Genomic DNA, 21,829 nt, shown 5'->3' with positions numbered 1-21,829 from the left:
GACGCATGGACGCTGCCTGGATCGCGTTGGCGCTGTCGTTGAAGGTGGCCGGGTGGGCCACCTTGCTCAACCTGATCTTCGGGCTGGCGGCAGGGTACGCGCTGGCGCGCTGGCGCTTCCCGGGCCGCGAGCTTGCGGACGCCGTGCTCACACTGCCGATGGTGCTGCCGCCCACCGTGCTCGGGTATTACCTGCTGGTGGTCATCGGCCGACGCGGCTGGCTCGGCGGCTGGCTCCATGACCAGTTCGGCATCCAGCTGATCTTCACCTGGCAGGGCGCAGTGCTGGCTGCGGCCATCGTCTCGTTTCCGCTGGTGGCCAAGTCGGCTCGCGCGGCCTTTGAAGGCGTGGATCCGCAGCTGGAAAAGGCCGCACGCGTGCTGGGCCTGGGCGAATGGGCGCTGTTTTTCCGTGTCACCCTGCCGATGGCCTGGCGCGGCGTGCTGGCCGGTGTGCTGCTGGCCTTCGCCCGCGCGCTGGGGGAATTCGGGGCGACGCTGATGGTGGCTGGCAGCATCCCGGGCAAGACGCAGACGCTGTCGATCGCCGTGTATGAAGCGGTACAGGCGGGACAGGACGACACCGCGAACCTGCTGGTGATCATCATCTCGGTCACCTGTGTCGCGGTGCTGCTCAGTGCCGGCCGGCTGGCCCGGCCCAGGAGCGCAGCATGAGTGGGGCGACCCTGAGCTTTGAGGTGGACATCCGCAAGCGGGTCGGCGAACCGGGGCGGACCTTCGACCTGGAGGTGCAATTCCGCACGTCGGCGCGGCGCACCGTTCTCTTCGGTCCGTCCGGCGCGGGCAAGAGCCTCACGCTGCAGGCGGTGGCCGGCCTGCTGCGGCCGGACAGCGGCAGCATCCGGGTGGACGGGCAGGCCGTGTTCGATTCGGCGCAGCGGATCGACCTGCCGGCCCGGTCCCGGCGGCTCGGTTATCTCTTTCAGGACTACGCGCTGTTCCCGCATCTGACGGTGCGTCAGAACATCGCCTTCGGCCTGTATCGCGGCTGGTGGAATCCCCGCCCGTCGGCCGGCGGCACGGCGGTGGACCGATGGATCACCGCGCTGGCGCTGACCCGTGTGGTGGATCAGTATCCGCACCAACTCTCCGGAGGACAGCGTCAGCGCACGGCGCTGGCTCGGGCGCTGGTGAACGAACCGCGGGCGCTGTTGCTGGACGAGCCGTTCTCTGCGCTCGATCCGTCCCTGCGTGAGCAGACCCGGGCGGAGCTCCAGGCCCTGCTCGATGACATTGCCATTCCGATGTTGATGATCACCCACGATCCCGCCGACCTGGCACGTTTCGGCGAGCAGGCCCTGCATCTGGCGGAGGGGCGGATCAGCGGGCCGGATGCGCTGTTGGGCATGGGTGATCACGGCAGTGCCCAGGCGGCGGGCCCTTCAGCAACCGGCTGAGCGAAGCCGCCGGGCGGTGTGTGCCGGTGCGCGGGCATCGATGTCACGTCGTGCCGCGCCAAGGCAATTCACCCTGCCATCGCGACCGCATCCGCGCCAGCAGGAATGCGCATCGGCGCATCAACATCTGTCACCGCACGCCAGACGGCCTCGGCCACATCTTCCGACTGAGTCGTCAGCGCCTTGGTTCCGGGGACGCCAGCAAACACCGACTGCACAAACGACGCATAGGCTTCAGGCACCGATCCGCCCATCCGCGACTGTGCATTGGCACCAAATCGCGTGGTCGGCGCACGGCCCGGGAGCACGAGGCGCATCCGCACGTCAAACGGCGCGAGTTCCAGCGCCACCGATTCGGTGAAGGCATTGACCGCCACTTTGCTGGCCGTGTAGACGGACAGCAGCGGCAGCGGCTTGAGCGTGACCGCAGAGGTCACGTTCACCACCACGCCCGCACGCCGCTCACGGAACTGCGGCAGCACGGCCTGCGTCATGGCAATGGTGCCGAGCGTGTTGGTCTGGAAGAGTTCACGTGCGGCGGCCAGGCTCGTGCCTTCCAGCGGCGCCAGCATGCCGACCCCCGCGTTGTTCACCAGCGCATCGATGGGGCCGGCTTCGCGCAGACAAGCCTCAATGCTGTCCTCACGGGTGACGTCCAGCGGAAGGATGCGCAGGCGTTCCGAGCGAGGCAGCAGGTCCGGCTGCGGCGTGCGCATCGTGGCGATGACTTGCCAGCCGCGGTCGAGGAACAGGCGGGCGGCGTCGAGGCCGAAACCGGAGGAACAGCCGGTGATGAGGACGGTGGGGGTGTGGCCGGGGGCAGGGGTGAAGCCTGCGGAAGTCGCCGAAGCTGACGCCGGGGTCGTATTGGAAGCGGTCATGGTGTGCGGAGCGGTTGAAGTGGACATGTCCGTCACGATAGGGGGCGGGCGCCGGACTGACTACACTGCAAGCTCCATGAATTTGTCGAGATCGTCCAGATGACTGACCCCCTGGCCGACGTGGTGGCCTTGCTCCAACCCACGGCACCGTTTTCCAAGCAGGTGGTGGCGACCGCACCGTGGGCGGTGCGTCGCTCGGAGCTGGGGCGGCCTTTTTATCTGGTGGTGCTGGAGGGCGGCTGTCATTTGCGGGTGGATGAGGAGGAAGTGCTGACCCTGGCCGCGGGCGACTTTGTGCTGCTGCCGGCGTCGCAGGGTTTCGCCACCTGCAGCCTGGACCGCGCGCCGCCCCGGGCGGACGAGACGGTCACCACGCCTGTGGCTCAGACGGCTTCCGGCGCGCGACTGGGCGATCCGGACGGTCCGGTGGACACCCGCCTGCTGGTGGGCAGCTGTGAGTTCGGGGCCCCGGATGCGGCATTGCTGGTGTCGCTGCTCCCGCGATGGATTCAGGTGCGCGGCGACGCCCGGCTGGCAAGCCTCGTGCACCTGCTGGGTGACGAGGCAAGGGCCCAGCGTCCGGGCCGGGACCTCATCACGGCGCGGCTGCTGGAGGTGCTGCTGATCGAGGCTTTCCGCGCTTCTGCGGAAACCGCCTCATCGCCAGGGCTGGTGCGAGGTCTGGCCGATCCCCGGCTGGCACAGGCGCTGCGCGCGATGCATGAACAGCCGGAGCGGGCCTGGACGGTGCAGGCCCTGGCACGGGAGGCGGCGCTGTCCCGATCGGCTTTCTTTGAGCGATTCGGACGGGTGGTGGGCCTGGCGCCGCATGAATACCTGCTGGCCTGGCGCATGGCCTTGGCCCGTCAAATGCTCGTGAGGCAGGGGCAGGCGGTGGCGGACGTGGCCGAGCGGGTGGGGTACCGCTCGGTCAGCGCCTTTGGCGTGGCATTCACCCGGCATGTGGGCGCGCCGCCGGGACGGTTTGTCCGTGAGCGGCGCGCTGCGGCCTGAGGGTGGACGCGGGCAGATCCTGAGCCCCCGCCCACGGTTTCATCACCAGCGCGTTGGCTTCGGATTGCGCGACGCAAATCCCTTTTGGTGCCAATACGGATAAACCGGCTCCTTGTGGCTGGCTTCATCGAGTCGTGCAATGTCCTCGGCGGACAGTTCCCAACCCAGCGCCCCCAGGTTCTGCTGGAGCTGTTCTTCATTGCGGGCGCCGATCACCACATTGGCCACTGAGGGACGGCGAAGCACCCAGTTCAGGGCCACCTGGGCCACGGTCTTCTCGCGCTGGCGCGCAATCTCATCCAGGACATCAACGACCCGGAACAGCTGCTCATCGTCCACCGGCGGTCCGCCGACGGCGCCACCGGATGCGATGCGACCACTGCTGTTGTCCTGGCCCCGCCGGATCTTGCCGGTGAGACGTCCCCAGCCCAGCGGGCTCCACACCATGGTGCCCACGCCCTGGTCTAGCGCCAGGGGCATCAGTTCCCACTCGTAGTCGCGGCCGATCAGCGAGTAATAGCCTTGATACGCTACGTAGCGGCCGAGCCCCCATTTTTCGGAAGTGGCCAGCGACTTCATCAGATGCCAGCCGGAGAAGTTGGAGGCGCCGATGTAGCCGATCTTGCCGGCGGTGATCAGGTCGTCCAGGGCGCGCAGGGTCTCGTCCACCGGCGTGAGCGCATCGAAGCCATGCATGAAATACAAATCGATGTGGTCGGTGCCCAGGCGCCGCAGGCTGGCCTCGACCGCGCGGGTGATGTGATAGCGGGACGAGCCCACATCGTTCGGGCCGTCGCCCATGGTGAAGGTGCCCTTGCTGGAGATCAGCACGCGGTCGCGGCGACCTTTGAGCGCCTGGCCGAGCACTTCTTCCGAGCGTCCGGCGGAATAGACATCGGCGGTGTCGAAGAAGTTGAGGCCGTGGTCCAGGCAGATGTCCACCATGCGGCCGGCCTCGTCCACCTGGGTGCTGCCCCAGCGCTCGAAAAATTCGCCGCTGCCGCCGAAGGTGCCGGTGCCCAGGCTGAGGGCGGGGACCTTCAGGCCCGAGCGGCCGAGTTGTCGATGTTCCATGGCTGCCTTCCTGTGTGAATGTGAGAAGAGTCGCACCCTAAGTGAAGCAGCAAAGTCCCGGCAGGCCAAGGGGCATGGGCAGGGCGACGGGCGAAAAAAAAGCTCCCGGGAGGGAGCCCTCTGAAGGTCGCGCACTGCGGCGCACGGCCATGCGTCAGATCTTCAGCGCGCCGGTGATGCTGTCGTAGGCGGCCTTGTTCAGGCGCAGGTCGTACGTCAGCGGCGTGACCATGTCAGACAGGGTGGTGGCCGACGGATTCGTGACACCTGCGCAGCCGCTATTGAACCCACTTGTACGAGCGGCCTTCGGATGGCCGCAGGCGGCGTCGGGAACACTCTCGCCCGGGGGACCCGTTGGGTGCGAGCGTCGATTGCAACCTTGCCTGGAGTTCATCTGATCCGGTCTTTCTCGCCAAATCTGAGTCTGTACTGCCGCGATGCTTTCGCGCAAAGTCCCGATCTGAAATGGCGTTGCCACGTGTCACCGCCGACTGACCGGAAGTTTGACCCTCATGGAATGGATCCCCACCGTCTTCATCACCTTCAAGGTGGTTGTGCTGGCCATCGGCATGTTCTACGCCGTCAAATGGCATTACGACCAAGGTAAAAAGAGGGGGACCGAAGTCCAGCGCGCGGTGCTGCGCAACAGCGCGAAGCTGGTGGCGCTCTTTCTTGTGCTGGTGGTGGTCTTGCTGTTCGTGACCTTCACCGTGGGGAAGATGCTGGGGCTGGATCTGAACGTCTGAACGTGGCTCGGCAGGGGGACACCACGGACTCCCTCCGTCTCGATTCGTTCCGCCTCGCATCGCGGTCGTGCGCATAGCGCCAAGCTCGCAGACATCTTCCCTTCTTCGCGGAATAACGCCTCGCGTCCAGCGTCTACATCGATACAGGCCAACTGAAACTGACGGGTCGCCAGACAAACAGGCGATTCCGGATGCCACAGCTGAACTGCCGGGTCTGCCTCTGCAGGCTCGAACGACCTTCGATTGACTGGACCGGGACCATGAATAAACCCTTCGCCTTCGTCGCTACCGCGTTCATGATGAGCACCGTCGCCTTCGCCCATGGCAACCACTCGGCCGGGGAAGGAGCGGCGGTCCCGGGCGCCTCGCCTGCGCAAGCGACCGTGACGCGCGCAGAGGTCCTGGCGGATCTGGAGATCTATCGCCAATCCGGCCTGGCTGCATTGGACAGCCGTGACGCGCCGAATGTTTTTGGTGCTGACTATCAGCAGGCCCAAGCCCGCTACAAGGCGCTGCGCAGCGCGCCCGGGTTCGCGACGGCCGTCGCGCGCATTGCCCATGAACGAGGCGAGACCGCTGTCGCTGCGGAGGCCTCGCGAGTCGCTTCCTCCCAGTGATGGCATGAGCAGTCAACCGGCGCCGGCCGATGTCGCGTTCTTTCAACGCCATCGTCGCCGCCGGGCCAGCCTGCCTGGGCGGCGGGAATAAGTCGGTACTCCCGCTGTCTACAACGAGAGAGGCGACAGCCCCGCAAGCCTGGGAATCTCCACACGTCTCCCTTCAGCCCACCCCGCCATGCCCAACATGTCTCGATTCCGACACTGGCCGACCTGGATGGTAGTGACCGTCACAGCCGCGACCGCCGGCGCGTACTGCAGCGCACTGACGCCGCAGCAGGCATTCAAAGCAGAGAACGATGCTGCCATGGAGCGAATGATGTCCGCCATGGAGGTCAGGCCCTCGGGCGACATTGACCGCGATTTCGCCGCCATGATGATCCCTCACCACCAGGGCGCCATCGACATGGCCCTGGCCGAGCTGCGATACGGCAAAAACGAGCAGCTCCGGCGCATCGCCCAGGAGATCATCGTGGAGCAGCAACAGGAAATCGCGGCGATGAAGCTCGCACTCGGCGAACCCCCGCCGCCGTCTGCCGCGGCGCCAACGCAGGCCGGGCCTGCAGCCATCACCGAATCCGCTCCGGGCACGCCGTCCGCGTCCCCCACCCATCACCACTCCCACTGAGTCAGGGATCCGCCATGATGAAGAATTCGTTGCGCGCTTCGCTCGCGCTGACTGCACTGTGTGCCGGCGCGGCCTTTGCCGGACAAGCGCCGGGACCTGCCTCCGACGCCGACATCCCCATCAGCCACCGTGACCGCGTCTACGCGGCTGAGCAGTTCTCCAACACGCTGTCCGTCACGGACCCGGTCGACAACCGGCTCCTCGGCGTGATCCGCCTGGGCGACCCCTCGCCGGGCAACTTCAGCCCTCTCTACAAGGGCCAGGTGCTGGTGCACGGCCTGGGCTTCTCGCCGGACCACCGAACGCTGGCAGTCGTTTCCATCGGATCCAATTCGGTCACCTTCATCGACACGCAGTCCAACACCGTCAAGCACACCACCTATGTCGGCCGGTCGCCGCACGAAGCATTCTTCACGCCCGATGGCAAGGAGGTCTGGGTCACGGTTCGAGGCGAAAACTACGTCTCGGTGATCGATGCGGCCACATTCGAGGAGAAGACCCGCATCGTGACGGCGGCAGGGCCGGGCATGCAGATCTTCTCGCCTGACGGCAAGTACGGCTATGTGTGTTCGTCCTTCAATCCCGAGACCGCCGTCGTCGAGGTGGCGACCCACCAGATCGTCGCCAAGGTCAGGCAGGACAGCCCCTTCTGTCCCAACATCGCAGCGACGCCCGATGGCAAACAGGTGTGGTTCACGCTCAAGGATGTGGGTCGCACGATGGTTTTCAATGCGCGTCCACCGTTCAACGTCATTTCGTCGTTTGAGACCGGACCGATCACCAATCACGTGAACTTCGCCAAGACGGCCGCAGGCACCTTCGCCTATGTCACGGTGGGCGGGCTGAACCTGGTGAAGGTGTTCCGCACCGACGATTTCTCGCAGGTGGCCACGATCCCGGTAGGCAAACTGCCTCACGGGGTGTGGCCGTCCGGAGACGGCAGCCGAATCTACGTCGGCCTGGAGAATGACGATGCGCTCGCAGTGATCGACACGGCCCGCAACACCGTCGTCGGACAGGTGCCCATCGGCCAGGCGCCACAAGCCATCGCCTATGTGCCCAACGCCGTGCCCAGTGGTGAGGGCAGGCAGGGCCTGCAGGCGCTTGGCGTGGCCGGTCAGGTCGCAACGCTCGCGCTCTCCGAACCGGGGGCCACAGGCTCGGCGCCGCGCACCAGTGTGTCGATGTTCGATCAGGGCCTGTTGCAGGTGGTCCAGGCGTCGGTGACTGGCCTGGTGCCCAAACAGCCCTACGTGTTGGCGTTGGCGGAGGCGAAGGACGGCGCCGGTGTGCTCCAGCCCCTGGCCAACTTCATGACGAATCCAGCCGGGGCGGCCATCGTCAATGCCGTTGGCCCGATCCGGCAGATCGTTCAATCCGATGGGGTCTCTCCCCGGCGCTATCTGGTGATCGCGCCAGTGGTCGACGGCGGCCCCGGCAAACCGGTGCAGACGCAGATCGTCGGGAATGAGTAAAAGCGAGGACCTGGAGCTGCTGACGGCACTCCAGCCGCTGATCCCGGCGTTACGACGCTATGCATCCGCGATGGTCCGAAATCGCGAGTTGGCCGACGACCTGGTGCAGGATTGCCTGGAACGGGCGATCAGCAACTGGAAGACGCGCAAGCAGGCCGAGAACACGCGGCAATGGGTCTTCGCCATTGCGCACAATCTCATCGTGAACCGGCTGCGCCAGGACGCGAGACGGGGTCAGCACATCGACATCGCCGATGTTGACGAGGCGGCCGTCGCGGCGCCGGCGCCGCAGGAATCTCGCGTGAGACATGAGGAGCTTCTGCGCGCCATCGCGGCCCTGCCCGAAGACCAGCGGGCGGTGATCACCCTGGTGTCGGTGGAGGACCTGTCGTACGCCGAGGCTGCGCAGACCCTGGACATCCCGATCGGGACGGTGATGTCACGCCTGGCGCGTGCCCGGGAGCGACTCGCGCGTGCGTTGGAAGGCGGCCTGAGCCGGAGGGAGCCGGTCACCGCACCGTCGCCATTGCGGAGATTGAAATGAACAAGCAGACCACGCGCAAGATTGACGAGGACGACCTGCATGCCTATGTGGATGGGCTGCTCGATGAGCAGCGCCGCAGGGAAGTGCAGGATCATCTGGACCGCCACCCGCAGGATGCCGCGTGTGTCGGCATCTACCGGGAACAGCGGCAACTGTTGCGATCCGCGCTTGCGCCCATCGCCGACGAGCCGATACCGGAGCGCTTGCAGATCCATGCGCTGCTCGCCCGCCGTGACGATCCCCCGCAGTGGCGCTGGCGCATGGCTGCCGCGGTCATGATGGCGCTGGGCATGGGATCGTTCGGCGGCTGGCAGCTGCACGGCGCCTGGGATGCGGCACCGACCGCCGGTGTCACGGCACTGGCCGGAGAGGCCCGCAGCAGCTTTGCGGCTTACATGCACGACGATCCGGGCGAGACCGATCGTTCAACGCTGCTGCGGCTGGTCTCGGACAAGCTGCAGCGCAGCATCGACATCCCCGACCTTGGCGCGTCGGGTTACCGCTATGTCGGAGGGCGCCTGGTGTCCACGGCCAATGGGACAGGTGGATTGTTCTTTTATGAGCGCGAGGATGGCACACGCATCGCGATGATGGTGCGACCGATGCAGGTCGACAAGGAAGCCCCCATGATGAAGCAGACCGCGGGGTCGGTGGGCGGATTCACCTGGGCCGAGAAGGGGTTGGGCTATAGCGTTGTCGGCACCGCCGCGACCGATCTGTTACATCCGATCGCCGATGAGGTGAGGCGCCAACTTCGCAACGCCAAGGTGTGAGCCGCGCTGCAATTTGGCTGTGCCACTGGCGCGGTCAATGCGGGGTTCGGTCACGATCAAGTGTTTGGAGGGCAGCGCTCGCGTGAAACACTAGAGCGCTGTACATCTTGCGCTAGAGAAAATATTGTTTCCGGAGGATCCGTCCTATGCATGGCTCGCCTGACGATCGCATGGGTCACCGGTACCTGAAATCAATCTGGATCAAACGCGTGAAAATTACGGATGAGCGCCGGCACCGGGGCGCTGGCGCCTGGGCTGCCCTCCGATCTCACGAGGCGACGGCCCTCATGTCGCCGTCGCGCTGGCCGTCCGTCTGTCCATCCGCTTGCGCTTCGGTCTGGGGTGCGGTCTCCCTGGCGGCCTGGTCCCGCAGCCGCCATTCCTCGATCAAGTCCACCACCGCATCCGGGTCGGCCGGCTTGACGAGGTGGACATCAAAGCCCGCCTCGTGGGCCCGGCGGCGATCGTCCATCTGGCCATAGCCGGTCAGCGCGATCAGCAGCGCATCCGCCATGGCCGGCAGCGCACGGATGCGCTGCGCCACCTCGTACCCGTCCAGGCCCGGCAGGCCGATATCCAGCAGCACCACTCGGGGCGTCCCGATAGCGCAGTGCTGGATGGCGCCGGGCCCATCCAGCTCGACGGCCGTGTCAAAGCCTGCCAGTTCCAGGAAGACGGCCATCGACTCTGCCGCATCGCGGTTGTCGTCAACCACCAGTACCCGGCATGCGCGGGCCGGCGTGGCGCGGGGCTTGTCCGCCCAGCCGCCCGGCGCTGCCGCAGCCAGTGCGGGAGCCACGCTGGCCGCCGGCACCTCGTCTTGCTGGGGCACTGGCAGGTGCACATGGAATTCCGACCCCTGTCCCGGCCCGGCGCTGTGCGCGCGGACGGTGCCATGGTGCAGCTCCACCAAGCGCTGCACCAAGGTCAGCCCGACGCCCAGGCCTCCCTGGGTGCGGTCCAGCCCGCGCGGGCCTTGCTCGAACAGGTCGAAGACATGGGGGAGGAGGCTCGGCTCGATACCGCGGCCGTTGTCCCGCACCATCAGGTCAATACCCGCTTCGTTCGTGCTCAGCGTCAGTTCGATGCGGCCCTGCGGGCCGGTGTACTTGGCGGCGTTGTGCAGCAGGTTGGTGACCACCTGGATGAGGCGGGCACCGTCGCCACGCATCCACACGGGGCCTTCGGGCATGCTCACCACCAGCGTCTGGTCCTGCGAGGCGATGAGGGGCTGCACCGGCTCCAGCCCTTGGGACACCAGCTCGGTGAGGTCCACCGTCTCGGTCTTGAGCACGATCTTGCCCTGGCTGATGCGCGCCACGTCCAGCAGTTCGTCCACCAGGCGGGTCAGGTGCTTGACCTGTCGGTCGGTCACCGAGATGGACTGGCCGAGCCGGGCGTCGGACGCCGCGCCGAGTTGCCGCATCACCTCCACCGCATTGCGGATCGGCGCCAGCGGGTTGCGCAATTCGTGGGAAAGCATCGCCAGGAACTCGTCCTTGCGCCGGCTCGCCTCCAGCAGACTGTTCTCTGCCTGGCGGCGTTCAATGATCTCCGCCTGCAGCGCCCCATACAGCCGCGCGTTTTCGAAGGCAATGGCCGCGCGGCCTGCCAGTTCCTCCAGCGTGGGCCAGTCGGGCGGTCGATGCGGGTCGCACAGCAGCAGGCCTCCCAGCACACGCTCGCCGGTGACGAGCGGCAGCACGACCCCGTGGCCGGTGTCGCATCGCGGCATGGCCTGGCCTGAGGGGCTGCCCTCGTCGCAGCGGGCGTCTGGCGCAGCCAGGGCTTCCAGCGCATCACGCGTGCTGCTGTAGAGCACCTCCGAGAGCACGTCTTCACGCCCCTCTGTATAGATGGGGGTCTCGGGCTGGCCGGCGGGGGCATCGCAGCGCAGCACTCGCTCGTGCCCGCGTCCGGTGTCCCGCAACCACAGGAGCGCGCGCGGCGCGAACCGCGGCACCAGCAGGGCCAGCAGGCGGCGCATGCCGACGTCCGCATCCAGGGAGTCGGCCAGGACGCGCCCGGCCTGGGCGAGGAAGATGGAGCGGCGTGTGTTCTCCTCCGCCGCCCGCTGGGCCGCTTCGGCCCGCGCGATGGCAATGCGCTCCAGCGCCTGTTGCTGCAGCCGCTGCTGCATGATGTAGAGGTCCACGAAGACCCGCACCTTGCTGCGCAGCACATCCGGAATCACCGGCGACAGGATGTAGTCCACCGCGCCGAGCGAATAGCCCTGGGAGGTCTGCAGTTCATCCGCGTAGGCGGTCACGAAGATGATGGGCGTGTGGGCCGAGCGGCGGTAGCCGCGGATCAGGCGGGCGGTTTCCAGCCCATCGATGCCCGGCATGTTTACGTCCATCAGGATCACGGCGAACTCTCGCCGCAGCACTTCCCGCAGCGCCTCGCTCCCTGATCGCACGATCACCAGGTTCTGGCCTAGGTCCTCCAGGATGGTCTCGAAGACGAGCAGTTTTTCAGGCAGGTCGTCAACGATCAGGATGTTGGCGCGATCCTCCAGGGGAGGCGGCGTATCGCCGTCCAGAAGTCCGTTCAATGGCATAGCCAGCCTCGCAGCACCGTCAGCATGTGGGAGGGGTCTACGGGCTTGGACAGGTAGTCCCAGGCGCCGGCTTCAATGCATTTCTCGCGGTCGCCCTTCATGGCCTTGGCGGTCACGGCCACCATGGGCAGCTCGCGCCCGCGGGGCAGTTTGCGTATCTGTTGCATCGTCTCCATCCCGTCCATCTCCGGCATCATGATGTCCATCAGCACGATGTCGATGGCAGGGTCCTCCTGCACGAGCCGGATCGCCTCACGCCCATTGTCGGCGGAGACGATCACCATGCCATGCGCGTCAAGGACGGTGGCCAGGGCGAAGATGTTGCGCATGTCGTCGTCCACGATCAACGCCTTGCGCCCGGCGAGCGAGCCGGCGGCGTCCCGCAGGGCCTGCAGGGCCTCGCGTTCCGGTTCGCTCAGCTCGGCCGGATTGCGGTGCAGGGCGAGGCTCAGCTGAGCCAGAGCCCCTGCTGGTCCTGCCGCCGGCCTGATGGCCAGACCGGAATGGGGGCGCGACCACGGATGGTCCGGTGCGTCAGTCTGCGTCGGGTCCAGCGCCACCACCGGCAGGGCGATGGTGCGGCCGCGCTGCTCCACCAACTCCCGCAGTTCCCCCGGCGTTATTGGGCTGCAGCAGGCGTCGAGCAGTATCGCGTCGGCCGTCTGAACCGCTTCTCGCGCCGCGTCCAGGTCGGCGATGAAGACCGGCTCGACGGAGGGCGCCAGCTGGGACAGCAGGCTGTCGCGCTCAGGCCCTGGCGGCATGGCCACGAGCAGGCGACGGGACGGCTGGTCCAGGTAATGCGTCATTTCGCGCAGGGCGGTGTCCACATCGTCGCGTGACTGCAGCGGCTTGCTGAGGAAGCCCAGGGCACCGGCCTTCAGCGCGCGGTCGCGCGATTCGTCGGTGGAGACCACGCAGATCGGAATCTGGCGGGTCGACGGGTCGGCCTTGAGACGGTCCAGGATGCGCCAGCCCTGCATGTCCGGCAGGAAGATGTCCAGCGTGATGAGGCTGGGGTGGTATTCCTGTGCCATGGTGAGCGCGCCTGCGCCGGTGGTGGCCACCAGGCCCTTCATGCCGGACTGCCGGGCCGACTCGAGCAGCACCTCGGCAAAGGCGAGGTCGTTCTCCACGATCAGCAGCACCCGGTCGCCGGCCGCGATGTCGTCGCGGTCGTCCTTGGCGACGTTGGCAAACACCACGCTGTCCTGCGGCGAGTCCTGCAGGTCGCGCCTGGCCTCACGGGCAGCGGCCAGTTCCGTGCCGGCGTCCACCGGCAAGGTGGCGCGCCGCAGCGCCCGGGTGGCGGCGCGCTGCACCGTGGCTTCAGCCACCTCGGCGGCCGCCGCGGCGTTGGCCGCGACCTGTTGCGGATGGCTCGGCCGGGCATGGCGCGCCACGCGCGCCGGGCTGTAGCTGGCGGGCAGGAAGAGGGTGAAGGTGGAGCCCTTGCCCGGGGCGCTCACCAGGCGGATCTCACCGCCAAGCAGGCGCGCCAGCTCGCGGCTGATGGCCAGGCCCAGGCCGGTGCCGCCGTACTTGCGGGAGGTCGAGCCGTCGGCCTGCTGGAAGGCCTCGAAGATGATCTGCTGCTTGTCCGGCGGGATGCCGATGCCGGTGTCCGACACGGAGAAGGCAATCACCTGGCCGGCATGCGCCAGGGTGTCGTTGTCCTGCGACCAGCCGCTGTCTGCCGCGGCGATGGTGAAGCGGACCTGGCCGTGGTGGGTGAACTTGAAGGCGTTGGACAGCAGGTTCTTGATGATCTGCTGCAGGCGCTTCACGTCGGTCACCAGGGAAGCCGGCAGCGGCTGCTCGATCTCCACGCTGAAGCCCACATGCTTGGACTCGGCGAAGTGGCGGAAGCTGCGTTCCACCGAGCGCTGCAGTTCGTCCATGCGCAGTTCGCTGACATCCACCGCCACCGTGCCGGACTCGATCTTGGACAAGTCCAGGATGTCGTTGATCAGCATCAGCAGATCATTGCCCGAGGCATGGATGGTCTTGGAGAACTCCACCTGCTTGTGGGTCAGGTTGCCATCGCTGTTCTTGCAAAGCTGGTCCGACAGGATGAGCAGCGAGTTCAAGGGCGTGCGCAGTTCGTGCGACATGTTGGCCAGGAACTCCGACTTGTACTTGGAGGTCAGGGCCAGCTGCTCGGCCTTTTCTTCCAGCGCCTGGCGGGCCTGCTCCACTTCGGTGTTCTTGCGCTCCACCTCCTGGTTCTGGTGGGCGAGCAGGCGCGCCTTTTCCTGCAGTTCTTCGTTGGTCTGCTGCAGCTCCTGCTGGCGGCGCTGCAGTTCCTCGGCCAGGGACTGTGACTGGATCAGCAAGTCTTCCGTCCGGGTGCTGGCCTCAATCGTGTTGATCACGATGCCGATGGATTCAGTCAGCTGGTCCAGGAAGGCCTGGTGGGTGGAGCTGAAGCGCTCCAGCGAGGCCAGCTCCAGCACACCCCGCACCTTGCCTTCGAAGACCACCGGCAACACCAGCACCTCCATGGCGGCCGATTCGCTCAGGCCTGAGGCGACGCGCAGGGCCTTCGATGGCACATTGGTGAGCAGGATCTTTTCCTGGTCGAGTGCGCACTGGCCCACCAGCCCCTGGCCAAGATCCAGTTCCTTGCCGTGCGTGCCCTGGCCCCCGGAGGCATAGCTGGCGAAGAGCTTGAGCCGCGGCGTGTCCCCTGACATGCGCAGCACATAGAACTCGGCCTGCTTCACGCCCACCACTGGCGCCAGTTCGCTGAGGATCAGCTGGCCCACCGTCACCAGATCCTTCTGGCCCTGCAACATCCGGCTGAACTTGGCCAGGTTGGTCTTGAGCCAGTCCTGTTCGGTGTTCTTCTGCGTCGTGTCCTTCAGGTTGCGGATCATCTCGTTGATGGTGTCCTTCAACGAGGCCACTTCCCCTTGTGTCTCCACCGTGATGGAACGCGTCAGGTCGCCCTGCGTCACGGCGGTGGCCACCTCTGCAATGGCGCGCACCTGGGTGGTGAGGTTGGCGGCCAGTTCGTTCACGTTCTCCGTCAGGCCCTTCCAGGTGCCCGAGGCGCCCGGCACCTTGGCCTGGCCGCCCAGCTTGCCGTCCACGCCCACCTCGCGGGCCACGGTCGTGACCTGGTCGGCGAAGATGGCCAGCGTGTCCGTCATGCTGTTGATGGTGTCGGCCAGCGCTGCAATCTCGCCCTTGGCCTCCACGGTGAGCTTCTGGGTGAGGTCACCGTTGGCCACCGCGGTCACCACCTTGGCAATGCCGCGCACCTGGCCAGTCAGGTTGCCCGCCATGAAGTTGACGTTGTCGGTCAAGTCTTTCCAGGTGCCGCTGACGCCCTGCACCGTGGCCTGGCCGCCCAGCCGTCCCTCGGTGCCCACTTCCCGCGCCACCCGGGTCACTTCCGAGGCGAAGGAGGAGAGCTGGTCCACCATGGTGTTGATGGTGGCCTTCAGGTCCAGGATTTCGCCCTTCACGTCCACCGTGATCTTCTTGGAGAGGTCACCGGCCGCCACGGCCTTGGTCACGTCGGCGATGTTGCGCACCTGGCTGGTGAGGTTGCTGGCCATCAGGTTGACCGAGTCGGTCAGGTCCTTCCAGGTACCGCCCACGCCCTGCACATCGGCTTCGCCCCCGAGCTTGCCCTCGGTGCCCACTTCCCGCGCCACGCGGGTCACTTCCGCCGCGAAGGAGCGCAGCTGGTCCACCATCGTGTTGATGGTGTTCTTCAGCTCCAGGATTTCGCCCTTCACGTCCACCGTGATCTTCTTGGACAGGTCACCGGCTGCCACCGCAGTCGTCACTTCGGCGATGTTGCGCACCTGGCTGGTCAGGTTGCCGGCCATGAAGTTCACCGATTCGGTCAGGTCCTTCCAGGTACCGGCCACGCCCTGCACGTCGGCCTGGCCGCCCAGCTTGCCTTCGGTGCCCACCTCCCGCGCCACGCGGGTCACTTCGGCGGCGAAGGAGCGCAGCTGGTCCACCATGGTGTTGATGGTGGCCTTCAGGTCCAGGATTTCGCCCTTCACGTCCACCGTGATCTTCTTGGAGAGGTCACCAGCCGCCACGGCCTTGGTCACGTCCGCGATGTTGCGCACCTGGCTGGTCAGGTTGCCGGCCATGGAGTTGACGGACTCCGTCAGGTCCTTCCAGGTGCCGGCCACGCCCTGCACGTCGGCCTGGCCACCGAGTTCGCCCTCGGTGCCCACCTCACGCGCCACCCGCGTCACTTCGGCGGCGAAGGAGGAGAGCTGGTCCACCATGGTGTTGATGGTGGCCTTGAGCTCCAGGATCTCGCCCTTCACGTCCACCGTGATCTTCTTGGAGAGGTCACCGGCGGCCACCGCCTTGGTCACGTCCGCGATGTTGCGCACCTGGCTGGTGAGGTTGGAGGCCATGGAGTTGACCGAGTCGGTCAGGTCCTTCCAGGTGCCCGCCACGCCCTGCACGTCCGCCTGGCCGCCCAGCTTGCCTTCCGTGCCCACTTCACGGGCCACCCGGGTCACTTCCGAGGCGAAGGAGGAGAGCTGGTCCACCATGGTGTTGATGGTGGCCTTGAGGTCCAGAATTTCGCCCTTGACGTCCACCGTGATCTTCTTGGAGAGGTCACCGGCCGCCACGGCCTTGGTCACGTCGGCGATGTTGCGCACCTGGCTGGTGAGGTTGCTGGCCATCAGGTTGACCGAGTCGGTCAGGTCCTTCCAGGTACCGGCAACGCCTTGCACATCCGCCTGGCCGCCCAGCTTGCCCTCGGTGCCCACTTCCCGCGCCACGCGGGTCACTTCCGCGGCGAAGGAGCGCAGCTGGTCCACCATCGTGTTGACGGTGTTCTTCAGCTCCAGGATTTCTCCCTTCACGTCCACCGTGATCTTCTTGGAGAGGTCACCGGCCGCCACGGCCTTGGTCACGTCCGCGATGTTGCGCACCTGGCTGGTCAGGTTGCCGGCCATGGAGTTGACCGAGTCGGTGAGGTCCTTCCAGGTGCCCGACGCGCCTTCGACGCGGGCCTGACCTCCCAGGATGCCTTCCGTGCCCACCTCCCGGGCCACCCGCGTCACTTCGGAGGCGAAGGAACGGAGCTGGTCCACCATGGTGTTGATGGTGTTCTTCAGCGTCAGGAACTCGCCCTTGACGTCCACCTCGATCTTCTTGGAGAGGTCGCCCTGCGCCACGGCCGTGGTCACGTCCGCGATGTTGCGCACCTGGCTGGTCAGGTTGGAGGCCATGGAGTTGACCGAGTCGGTCAGGTCTTTCCAGGTGCCCGCCACGCCCTTGACCTTGGCCTGGCCGCCGAGCTTGCCTTCGGTGCCCACTTCGCGGGCCACCCGGGTCACTTCGGCCGAGAAGTCTCCGAGCTGCTCCACCATCCGGTTGATGGTCTTGGCGGTGTGCAGGAATTCACCCTGCAATGGGCGATTGTCGACCTCCAGCGCCATGCTCTTGGTCAGATCCCCCTCGGCTACGGCGCCGATGACGCGGGCGGCCTCGCTGGTGGGATGCACCAGATCGTCGATCAGCGCATTGATGGAGTCGATGGATTCGCCCCAGAAGCCGCGCATTTCCGGCAGCGCCGCGCGCTGCTTGAGCCGGCCTTCCTTGCCCACCACCTGGCGAAGGCGCGCCAGTTCGGCGGCCATGCTGGCGTTCTGTTCCACCACCTCGTTGAAGGCATCCGCCAGCTTGCCGGCGACGCCCGTCCAGTGAAAGGGCAGCCGGATGTCCGACTCTCCGCGACGCAGGGCATGCAGCGCCAATAGCATGCCGTTGAGATTCTCCGCCGGCACCACGGCCACATCTTCTTCCAAGACGCTCATTTGGTTCTCCCCAACTCCGGCTCCCGCCCGTGACGGATACATGCTGTGTTTGTGACGACTGGTCGCTTTGCCTGGCCGTGCGTGGGCGTATGCCCGCGGCAGTCGTCAGCTGGCAGCGCAACCTCGGGAATGTATTCCCCTACACCCTCCCCAAGGGACGGGTTTAGACGATGGTGCCAGGCACGTGTTTTGCCGCTGATGCGCGCAACCCGACAAAACGTTGCTCGGCGGCGACGCTCACCCGGAGCATTGATGCATGACCGATGATTCGCCCATCGACTTCCGGGTGCTCGTCCGTTCTGGCTACATAGGCGGGTCGGATGATTCAGGACGAGCTCGAGCTCGGCTCGGCGCGCTCTGGCTCCGGGTCTTTACGGCGGGTGAAAGGGCTTCGCGCGCGTGGTTCGTGACGAAGGTCCTGTAATCGGCCCTGCTGCCGCTATCGGGAGCTCATGGAAGCGGTGGTCGGCAGCCATTACTTCCGCAAGAACTCGTCGAGAGATCGAGTCACGCCTAACTTGATCGGCTGCCGTGTAGACCGGCTTGGATGGCGCCAGTTCACACCCATCAGCGTGAGGTACGACTCGAAGTTGGCGTCGTGCTTGAAGTTGCGGCGCCGCTCAGCGCCGAGCCATTGCGCGTGGTACGCCGGTTGCATGCTCGTGGCGAACCCGGTGTCGCCCTGAGGCCTCCAGATAGCTTCACGAAGAATACGGCTCGGCGACTGGCCGGTATACGGGTTGGAGGAGATCAGCGTGACACCGCTTGAGCCGACGCGATACAGACCGTCTGTCGGCATGGCCTGAAGATGACCGGCGGCCGCTCCGATTAGATAGACCCAGCGTAGCTCGGGATTCTCGTGATCGAGCATTGTCTCGCGAACGAACAGGTCCGCTTGGTCTGGAAGAACGCCTAACCTGAACTTCAGGCACCGCAGGAGTGAGCTGGCGTCGGACTCCAGGGCGAACTCATCGAGAGGCGACGGAAGTGCGCCTGAGCTCTCAACATCCAGCCAAAAATGCGAGTTGATGCGAGGCTACGCCGCGCTCGGTCACCAGCTTCACAGCCTCGACGTTCAATTCCCGGCTGAACTGCCGCCTCGTTCCCATAAACCACCTCCGGTTTCATCTTCCACCTTGACAGGGTGTCTTTGAAACCGGCAGCAGCCCAAAGCTAAGGCCGTACAAAAGAAGGCGAGTGAGGAGCTGCGACTGGCAGCTGCCGTCGTTGAGATCGTCGACGGGCTTATCGCTTCGAAGTCACGCCCGACGCGTCAACGCGTCACTGCGGATCTGAAGGGGAGAGGCTTTGTGCTCGGCTGGCCAAGGTTGCGCGTCCTCAATTCCATCGTGCGCGAGCACATTGCATCTCAGGGAGCGGACAGACTTAGCGAAAGCGCGCCAGCTTCCGTCGAACACGCTTCCGGCAGTTCGTGAGCGTGTTGCGGTTCCGGTAATTGCTGAGCAAACGCTCATGAAACGCCGGATGCCACACGCTACGGCGGATCAAGACAGCAAAAACTGGTGCGACCGGCAAGAATCGAACTTGCGACTAGGCCTTCGGAGGGCCCAATGATATCCACTTCACCACGGTCGCGGAGACCCGCATTCTAGCCATGTTCTGAGCCTTCCTCGCGGATTCGCGAAAAGAAGCGCTTCCCGCCCTTGCGCACCTTCGCTGGCGGCCCGGTCCCAGCCCCTACGGCTCCGCAGGACCAGGTCCGCCAGTTGCCGCAGGCAACACCAGACCCTGGCCTGGCTGAAGCTTCATCCCGGGTCCAACACCTGCGCACCAACATCGCTCGTTCTTGACGAAAGCCCCAGGGTGCCAAACAGGTGCGCTGGCTATACTTTGTTCGGTTTTTCGCCCGGTTCTTTTCGCCGGGCCTGCCTGCGGCACTGGTCCGCGGGCCAGCTCCTTTCTCGATACACGCCCATCGCAACGAGGACTCCATGAGCGGAACCCACGATCAAGCACCCGCCACGCACGCCGCCGAGGCGCATGACGCGCATGAAGGGCCCATCAAGACGCCCAAGCAGCTGATCGTTGCTGTCTTCTTCGCTTTCATCATCCCGATCGCCGTTCTGGTGCTGGCCGCCAACTACGTCTCCAGCGACGTCAAGCCCGCCGCCGGCAGCGACATCTCGGACGCGGAAGCCGTCGCCGCCCGGATTCAGCCGGTGGGCAGCATCGAACTCAAGGACCTGAGCAACCCGGCTGCCTTCCGCACCGGTGAAGAGATCTTCAAGGCCCAGTGCTCCGCCTGCCACGCGACCGGTACCCTGGGTGCTCCCAAATTTGGTGATGCCGACGCCTGGGGCCCCCGGCTGAAGACCGGTTTTGACGCGCTGGTCCACTCCGCCCTCAAGGGCAAGGGGGCCATGCCTCCGCAAGGCGGCGGTGACGCCAGCGACTTCGAAATCGCCCGCGCCGTGGTCTACATGGCCAACCATGCCGGCGGCAAGCTCGAAGAGCCGAAGGCGCCCGTGGCGGCGGCCTCTGCAGCGTCGCAGTAAGGCGGTTGTTCCCGCAGGGCGCTCCTGACGCGCCCGGTCCGAGGGACCCGGGAAAGCCACCGATGCGGCCAAACCAAGGGTCTTGAGGCCGGGCCGGTGGCCGCTGCGTCTGCCCCTTCCCAAGCCTCGCCTCAGGCGCTCGAATCCGCCTCCGCCTCCGGCGCCGGCGCCAACACCACCCCGCAGCGCGTCAGCAGCGCCTGACGGGTGGTTGATTCCACCGTCCACCGACCGGCCTCAATGGCATCCGCCGCTGGCCCCATGTCCTGGGTGTGCACCAGCCCCAGGCCGATGTCTGCGACCAAGAACAGCCGTTCCTGTTCATCCAGCCAGCCCGATTCGACCCGCGCTTCCTGCCCGGTGTGACTGAGCACCCGACCATCCGGCTGCAGGCGCCAGATCCACGGCGCCGCTTCCAGCTGGACATACACCCGCTGCGGACCATTCTGGAAGAACCAGCAGCCGCGCTCGTCCACCGCATAGTTGCGATGGATGAAGCCGATCAGCTTGTCATGGGTGATGCGGCTGCCCTTGACCGCCGGAAACGGCCCCGCCGCCTGGATGCGGTCATCCCGCATGTACCAGTCGCCGCGCGCATCCAGCGCCAGCCAGCCGTAGCAATGGGGAACGTTGGGCCACTTCTTGAGGGCCGCTTCAACAATCGGATCCATGGGCGTCAAGCCTCCGAAAACGGTTCAGAGCGCGCAGGCCAGCCAGTCGCAGACCTTGTTCGGCATCGTCCGCACATGACCCGGCGGCTTGCCGGACGGAAAGCCGACATGGCCACCATGCTGCGGCTGCCACAAGGTGACGCACGGACCCACATGAGACTGTTCGGGCAAGCTGTGCGCCGGCACAAATGGGTCGTTGCGGGCATTCAGCACCAGCGCCGGGACCCGGATCCGCGACAGATGCGGCTTGGCCGACGCCCGCAGCCAGTAGTCGTCCACGTCGCGGAAGCCATGCAGCGGGGCGGTGAAGATGTTGTCGAACTCGTAGAGGTTGCGGGCGCGCCGCAGCTTCTCTTCATCGAACAGGCCCGGATGCTGACGCAGCTTCCTCAGGGCCTTGGGCCGCATGGTCTTGAGGAACATGCGGGTGTAGACCCAGTAGTTGAATCCCTTGCCGATGGCATGGCCGGCGGCGGTGAGGTCCAGCGGCGAGCAGATGGAGCAGACCGCCTGCACCGTGCGGCGCGCCTCCTCGCCGGCTTCCTGCGCCCAGCGCAGCAGGGCATTGCCGCCCAGGGACACCCCCGCAGCGATCATCGGCCCGCGGTGGGCTGCCCGCAGCTGGCTCAGCATCCAGCCGATCTCTTCATAATCACCGGAGTGGTACGCACGCGGGGCGAGATTGAGCTCTCCCGAGCAGCCGCGGAAATACGGCATGGCGAACGCCCAGCCCCGCTCCGCAGCGACGGCGGCGAAGGCCTGCACATATTGGCTATCGACGCTGCCTTCCAGCCCATGGAACAGCACCAGCAGTGGGCGTTCCGACCCAATATCGGCCGCCGCCGCCGAGGGTGCCCCGGCGACGGGACCGCCGTGGACGGACGGCGTCAGCAGCGCCACCGGCGAACCGTCCGCAGCCGTGGAGGTGGCGGGCCCGGTTTGCACCAGGCGCTCCACATCAACGAAGTCGCCATCCGGCGTGGTCCAGCGCTCGCGCTTGAACTGCGGTGCCTCTCCGGTAAACCGCTTGGAAAACAGCACGGGCCAGATGGTCTGGGCATGACCGCCCGGCAGCCAGGACGGCGCGTGATACTGCATGGCGA

18 protein-coding genes and 1 tRNA gene are annotated in these 21,829 nt (G+C 66.1%); 10 read left to right on the top strand and 9 right to left on the bottom strand.

Going from position 1 to position 21,829, the window contains the following annotated elements:
• Positions 1 to 5: 5 nt before the first annotated feature.
• Positions 6 to 674, top strand: coding sequence for a molybdate ABC transporter permease subunit (gene modB, locus FHS28_RS11355; protein WP_088452597.1), 669 nt, complete (start codon positions 6 to 8; stop codon positions 672 to 674).
• 11 nt (positions 675 to 685) lie between these two features.
• The gene (locus FHS28_RS11350; RefSeq protein ID WP_088453113.1) at positions 686 to 1,417 is read left to right on the top strand and encodes an ATP-binding cassette domain-containing protein; all 732 of its coding nucleotides are present in this window, start codon (positions 686 to 688) and stop codon (positions 1,415 to 1,417) included.
• Between the two features lie 68 nt (positions 1,418 to 1,485).
• Here the strand turns inward: FHS28_RS11350 and FHS28_RS11345 are convergent, their stop codons facing one another.
• Positions 1,486 to 2,325 carry an SDR family oxidoreductase gene (locus FHS28_RS11345; RefSeq protein ID WP_246409920.1) on the bottom strand — a complete coding sequence of 280 codons (840 nt, stop codon included), beginning with the start codon at positions 2,323 to 2,325 and terminating at the stop codon, positions 1,486 to 1,488.
• Positions 2,326 to 2,397: 72 nt separating this feature from the next.
• Here FHS28_RS11345 and FHS28_RS11340 point away from each other — a divergent pair, with 72 nt between their 5' ends.
• A complete protein-coding gene (locus FHS28_RS11340; protein WP_088452601.1) occupies positions 2,398 to 3,312 on the top strand; it encodes an AraC family transcriptional regulator in 915 nt (304 codons plus the stop codon).
• Between the two features lie 42 nt (positions 3,313 to 3,354).
• Here FHS28_RS11340 and FHS28_RS11335 read toward each other — a convergent pair whose 3' ends face one another.
• Together FHS28_RS11335 and FHS28_RS11330 are read right to left on the bottom strand one after the other, a co-directional pair.
• The gene (locus FHS28_RS11335) at positions 3,355 to 4,386 is read right to left on the bottom strand and encodes an aldo/keto reductase (RefSeq protein ID WP_088452603.1); all 1,032 of its coding nucleotides are present in this window, start codon (positions 4,384 to 4,386) and stop codon (positions 3,355 to 3,357) included.
• Between the two features lie 154 nt (positions 4,387 to 4,540).
• Positions 4,541 to 4,780 (bottom strand): hypothetical protein, encoded by a 240-nt coding sequence (locus tag FHS28_RS11330; protein ID WP_184294599.1) that lies wholly within the window; start codon positions 4,778 to 4,780, stop codon positions 4,541 to 4,543.
• 118 nt (positions 4,781 to 4,898) lie between these two features.
• On the opposite strand from FHS28_RS11330, the gene FHS28_RS11325 reads away from it, so the two are divergent.
• The 6 genes from FHS28_RS11325 to FHS28_RS11300 all read left to right on the top strand — a co-directional run bounded on the left by FHS28_RS11325 (position 4,899) and on the right by FHS28_RS11300 (position 9,169).
• Positions 4,899 to 5,132 (top strand): hypothetical protein, encoded by a 234-nt coding sequence (locus FHS28_RS11325; protein WP_088452605.1) that lies wholly within the window; start codon positions 4,899 to 4,901, stop codon positions 5,130 to 5,132.
• Between the two features lie 260 nt (positions 5,133 to 5,392).
• A complete protein-coding gene (locus tag FHS28_RS11320; RefSeq protein WP_184294597.1) occupies positions 5,393 to 5,749 on the top strand; it encodes a DUF4148 domain-containing protein in 357 nt (118 codons plus the stop codon).
• Positions 5,750 to 5,966: 217 nt separating this feature from the next.
• Positions 5,967 to 6,377: a DUF305 domain-containing protein gene (locus tag FHS28_RS11315; protein ID WP_246409984.1), complete on the top strand. Its 411-nt coding sequence runs from the start codon at positions 5,967 to 5,969 to the stop codon at positions 6,375 to 6,377.
• A gap of 14 nt (positions 6,378 to 6,391) precedes the next feature.
• On the top strand, positions 6,392 to 7,852 hold the full coding sequence (locus FHS28_RS11310) for a YncE family protein (protein WP_375140733.1): 1,461 nt from the start codon (positions 6,392 to 6,394) through the stop codon (positions 7,850 to 7,852).
• The gene (locus tag FHS28_RS11305) at positions 7,845 to 8,396 is read left to right on the top strand and encodes an RNA polymerase sigma factor (RefSeq protein ID WP_184294595.1); all 552 of its coding nucleotides are present in this window, start codon (positions 7,845 to 7,847) and stop codon (positions 8,394 to 8,396) included. Before FHS28_RS11310 ends, FHS28_RS11305 begins: the two co-directional genes overlap by 8 nt.
• Positions 8,393 to 9,169, top strand: coding sequence for an anti-sigma factor family protein (locus FHS28_RS11300; protein WP_088452611.1), 777 nt, complete (start codon positions 8,393 to 8,395; stop codon positions 9,167 to 9,169). The genes FHS28_RS11305 and FHS28_RS11300 overlap by 4 nt, the downstream gene beginning before the upstream one ends.
• A gap of 268 nt (positions 9,170 to 9,437) precedes the next feature.
• Here FHS28_RS11300 and FHS28_RS11295 read toward each other — a convergent pair whose 3' ends face one another.
• From FHS28_RS11295 to FHS28_RS11280, 4 genes are all read right to left on the bottom strand, one after another.
• Positions 9,438 to 11,723: a hybrid sensor histidine kinase/response regulator gene (locus tag FHS28_RS11295; protein ID WP_246409916.1), complete on the bottom strand. Its 2,286-nt coding sequence runs from the start codon at positions 11,721 to 11,723 to the stop codon at positions 9,438 to 9,440.
• Positions 11,720 to 17,539, bottom strand: coding sequence for a HAMP domain-containing protein (locus tag FHS28_RS11290; RefSeq protein ID WP_088452615.1), 5,820 nt, complete (start codon positions 17,537 to 17,539; stop codon positions 11,720 to 11,722). The genes FHS28_RS11295 and FHS28_RS11290 overlap by 4 nt, the downstream gene beginning before the upstream one ends.
• Positions 17,540 to 18,014: 475 nt before the next feature.
• The gene (locus FHS28_RS11285) at positions 18,015 to 18,410 is read right to left on the bottom strand and encodes a hypothetical protein (protein WP_088452617.1); all 396 of its coding nucleotides are present in this window, start codon (positions 18,408 to 18,410) and stop codon (positions 18,015 to 18,017) included.
• Between the two features lie 650 nt (positions 18,411 to 19,060).
• Positions 19,061 to 19,135: transfer RNA gene (locus FHS28_RS11280), tRNA-Arg, on the bottom strand.
• 356 nt (positions 19,136 to 19,491) lie between these two features.
• On the opposite strand from FHS28_RS11280, the gene FHS28_RS11275 reads away from it, so the two are divergent.
• A complete protein-coding gene (locus FHS28_RS11275) occupies positions 19,492 to 20,055 on the top strand; it encodes a c-type cytochrome (protein WP_088452619.1) in 564 nt (187 codons plus the stop codon).
• A 131-nt stretch (positions 20,056 to 20,186) separates the two neighbouring features.
• Here the strand turns inward: FHS28_RS11275 and FHS28_RS11270 are convergent, their stop codons facing one another.
• Both FHS28_RS11270 and FHS28_RS11265 read right to left on the bottom strand, forming a co-directional pair.
• Positions 20,187 to 20,726 (bottom strand): DUF2946 family protein, encoded by a 540-nt coding sequence (locus FHS28_RS11270; protein ID WP_088452621.1) that lies wholly within the window; start codon positions 20,724 to 20,726, stop codon positions 20,187 to 20,189.
• A 24-nt stretch (positions 20,727 to 20,750) separates the two neighbouring features.
• The gene (locus tag FHS28_RS11265; RefSeq protein ID WP_088452623.1) at positions 20,751 to 21,824 is read right to left on the bottom strand and encodes a YheT family hydrolase; all 1,074 of its coding nucleotides are present in this window, start codon (positions 21,822 to 21,824) and stop codon (positions 20,751 to 20,753) included.
• Positions 21,825 to 21,829 lie beyond the last annotated feature (5 nt).

Origin of the sequence: Roseateles terrae, assembly GCF_014192155.1 — a bacterium.
GTDB lineage: Bacteria > Pseudomonadota > Gammaproteobacteria > Burkholderiales > Burkholderiaceae_C > Roseateles > Roseateles terrae.
Note: the sequence above shows the minus strand (reverse complement) of the source record. Positions and strands in the feature narration are given on the sequence as shown.

Coding starts and splice junctions, on each gene's coding strand:
- FHS28_RS11285 (WP_088452617.1), bottom strand. CDS start 18,410: ATGCTCGATCACGAGAATCCCGAGCTACGCTGGGTCTATCTAATCGGA.
- FHS28_RS11290 (WP_088452615.1), bottom strand. CDS start 17,539: ATGAGCGTCTTGGAAGAAGATGTGGCCGTGGTGCCGGCGGAGAATCTC.
- FHS28_RS11315 (WP_246409984.1), top strand. CDS start 5,967: ATGGTAGTGACCGTCACAGCCGCGACCGCCGGCGCGTACTGCAGCGCA.
- FHS28_RS11300 (WP_088452611.1), top strand. CDS start 8,393: ATGAACAAGCAGACCACGCGCAAGATTGACGAGGACGACCTGCATGCC.
- FHS28_RS11340 (WP_088452601.1), top strand. CDS start 2,398: ATGACTGACCCCCTGGCCGACGTGGTGGCCTTGCTCCAACCCACGGCA.
- FHS28_RS11270 (WP_088452621.1), bottom strand. CDS start 20,726: ATGGATCCGATTGTTGAAGCGGCCCTCAAGAAGTGGCCCAACGTTCCC.
- FHS28_RS11265 (WP_088452623.1), bottom strand. CDS start 21,824: ATGCAGTATCACGCGCCGTCCTGGCTGCCGGGCGGTCATGCCCAGACC.
- FHS28_RS11275 (WP_088452619.1), top strand. CDS start 19,492: ATGAGCGGAACCCACGATCAAGCACCCGCCACGCACGCCGCCGAGGCG.
- FHS28_RS11325 (WP_088452605.1), top strand. CDS start 4,899: ATGGAATGGATCCCCACCGTCTTCATCACCTTCAAGGTGGTTGTGCTG.
- FHS28_RS11335 (WP_088452603.1), bottom strand. CDS start 4,386: ATGGAACATCGACAACTCGGCCGCTCGGGCCTGAAGGTCCCCGCCCTC.
- FHS28_RS11305 (WP_184294595.1), top strand. CDS start 7,845: ATGAGTAAAAGCGAGGACCTGGAGCTGCTGACGGCACTCCAGCCGCTG.
- FHS28_RS11310 (WP_375140733.1), top strand. CDS start 6,392: ATGATGAAGAATTCGTTGCGCGCTTCGCTCGCGCTGACTGCACTGTGT.
- FHS28_RS11345 (WP_246409920.1), bottom strand. CDS start 2,325: ATGTCCACTTCAACCGCTCCGCACACCATGACCGCTTCCAATACGACC.
- FHS28_RS11320 (WP_184294597.1), top strand. CDS start 5,393: ATGAATAAACCCTTCGCCTTCGTCGCTACCGCGTTCATGATGAGCACC.
- FHS28_RS11330 (WP_184294599.1), bottom strand. CDS start 4,780: ATGAACTCCAGGCAAGGTTGCAATCGACGCTCGCACCCAACGGGTCCC.
- modB (WP_088452597.1), top strand. CDS start 6: ATGGACGCTGCCTGGATCGCGTTGGCGCTGTCGTTGAAGGTGGCCGGG.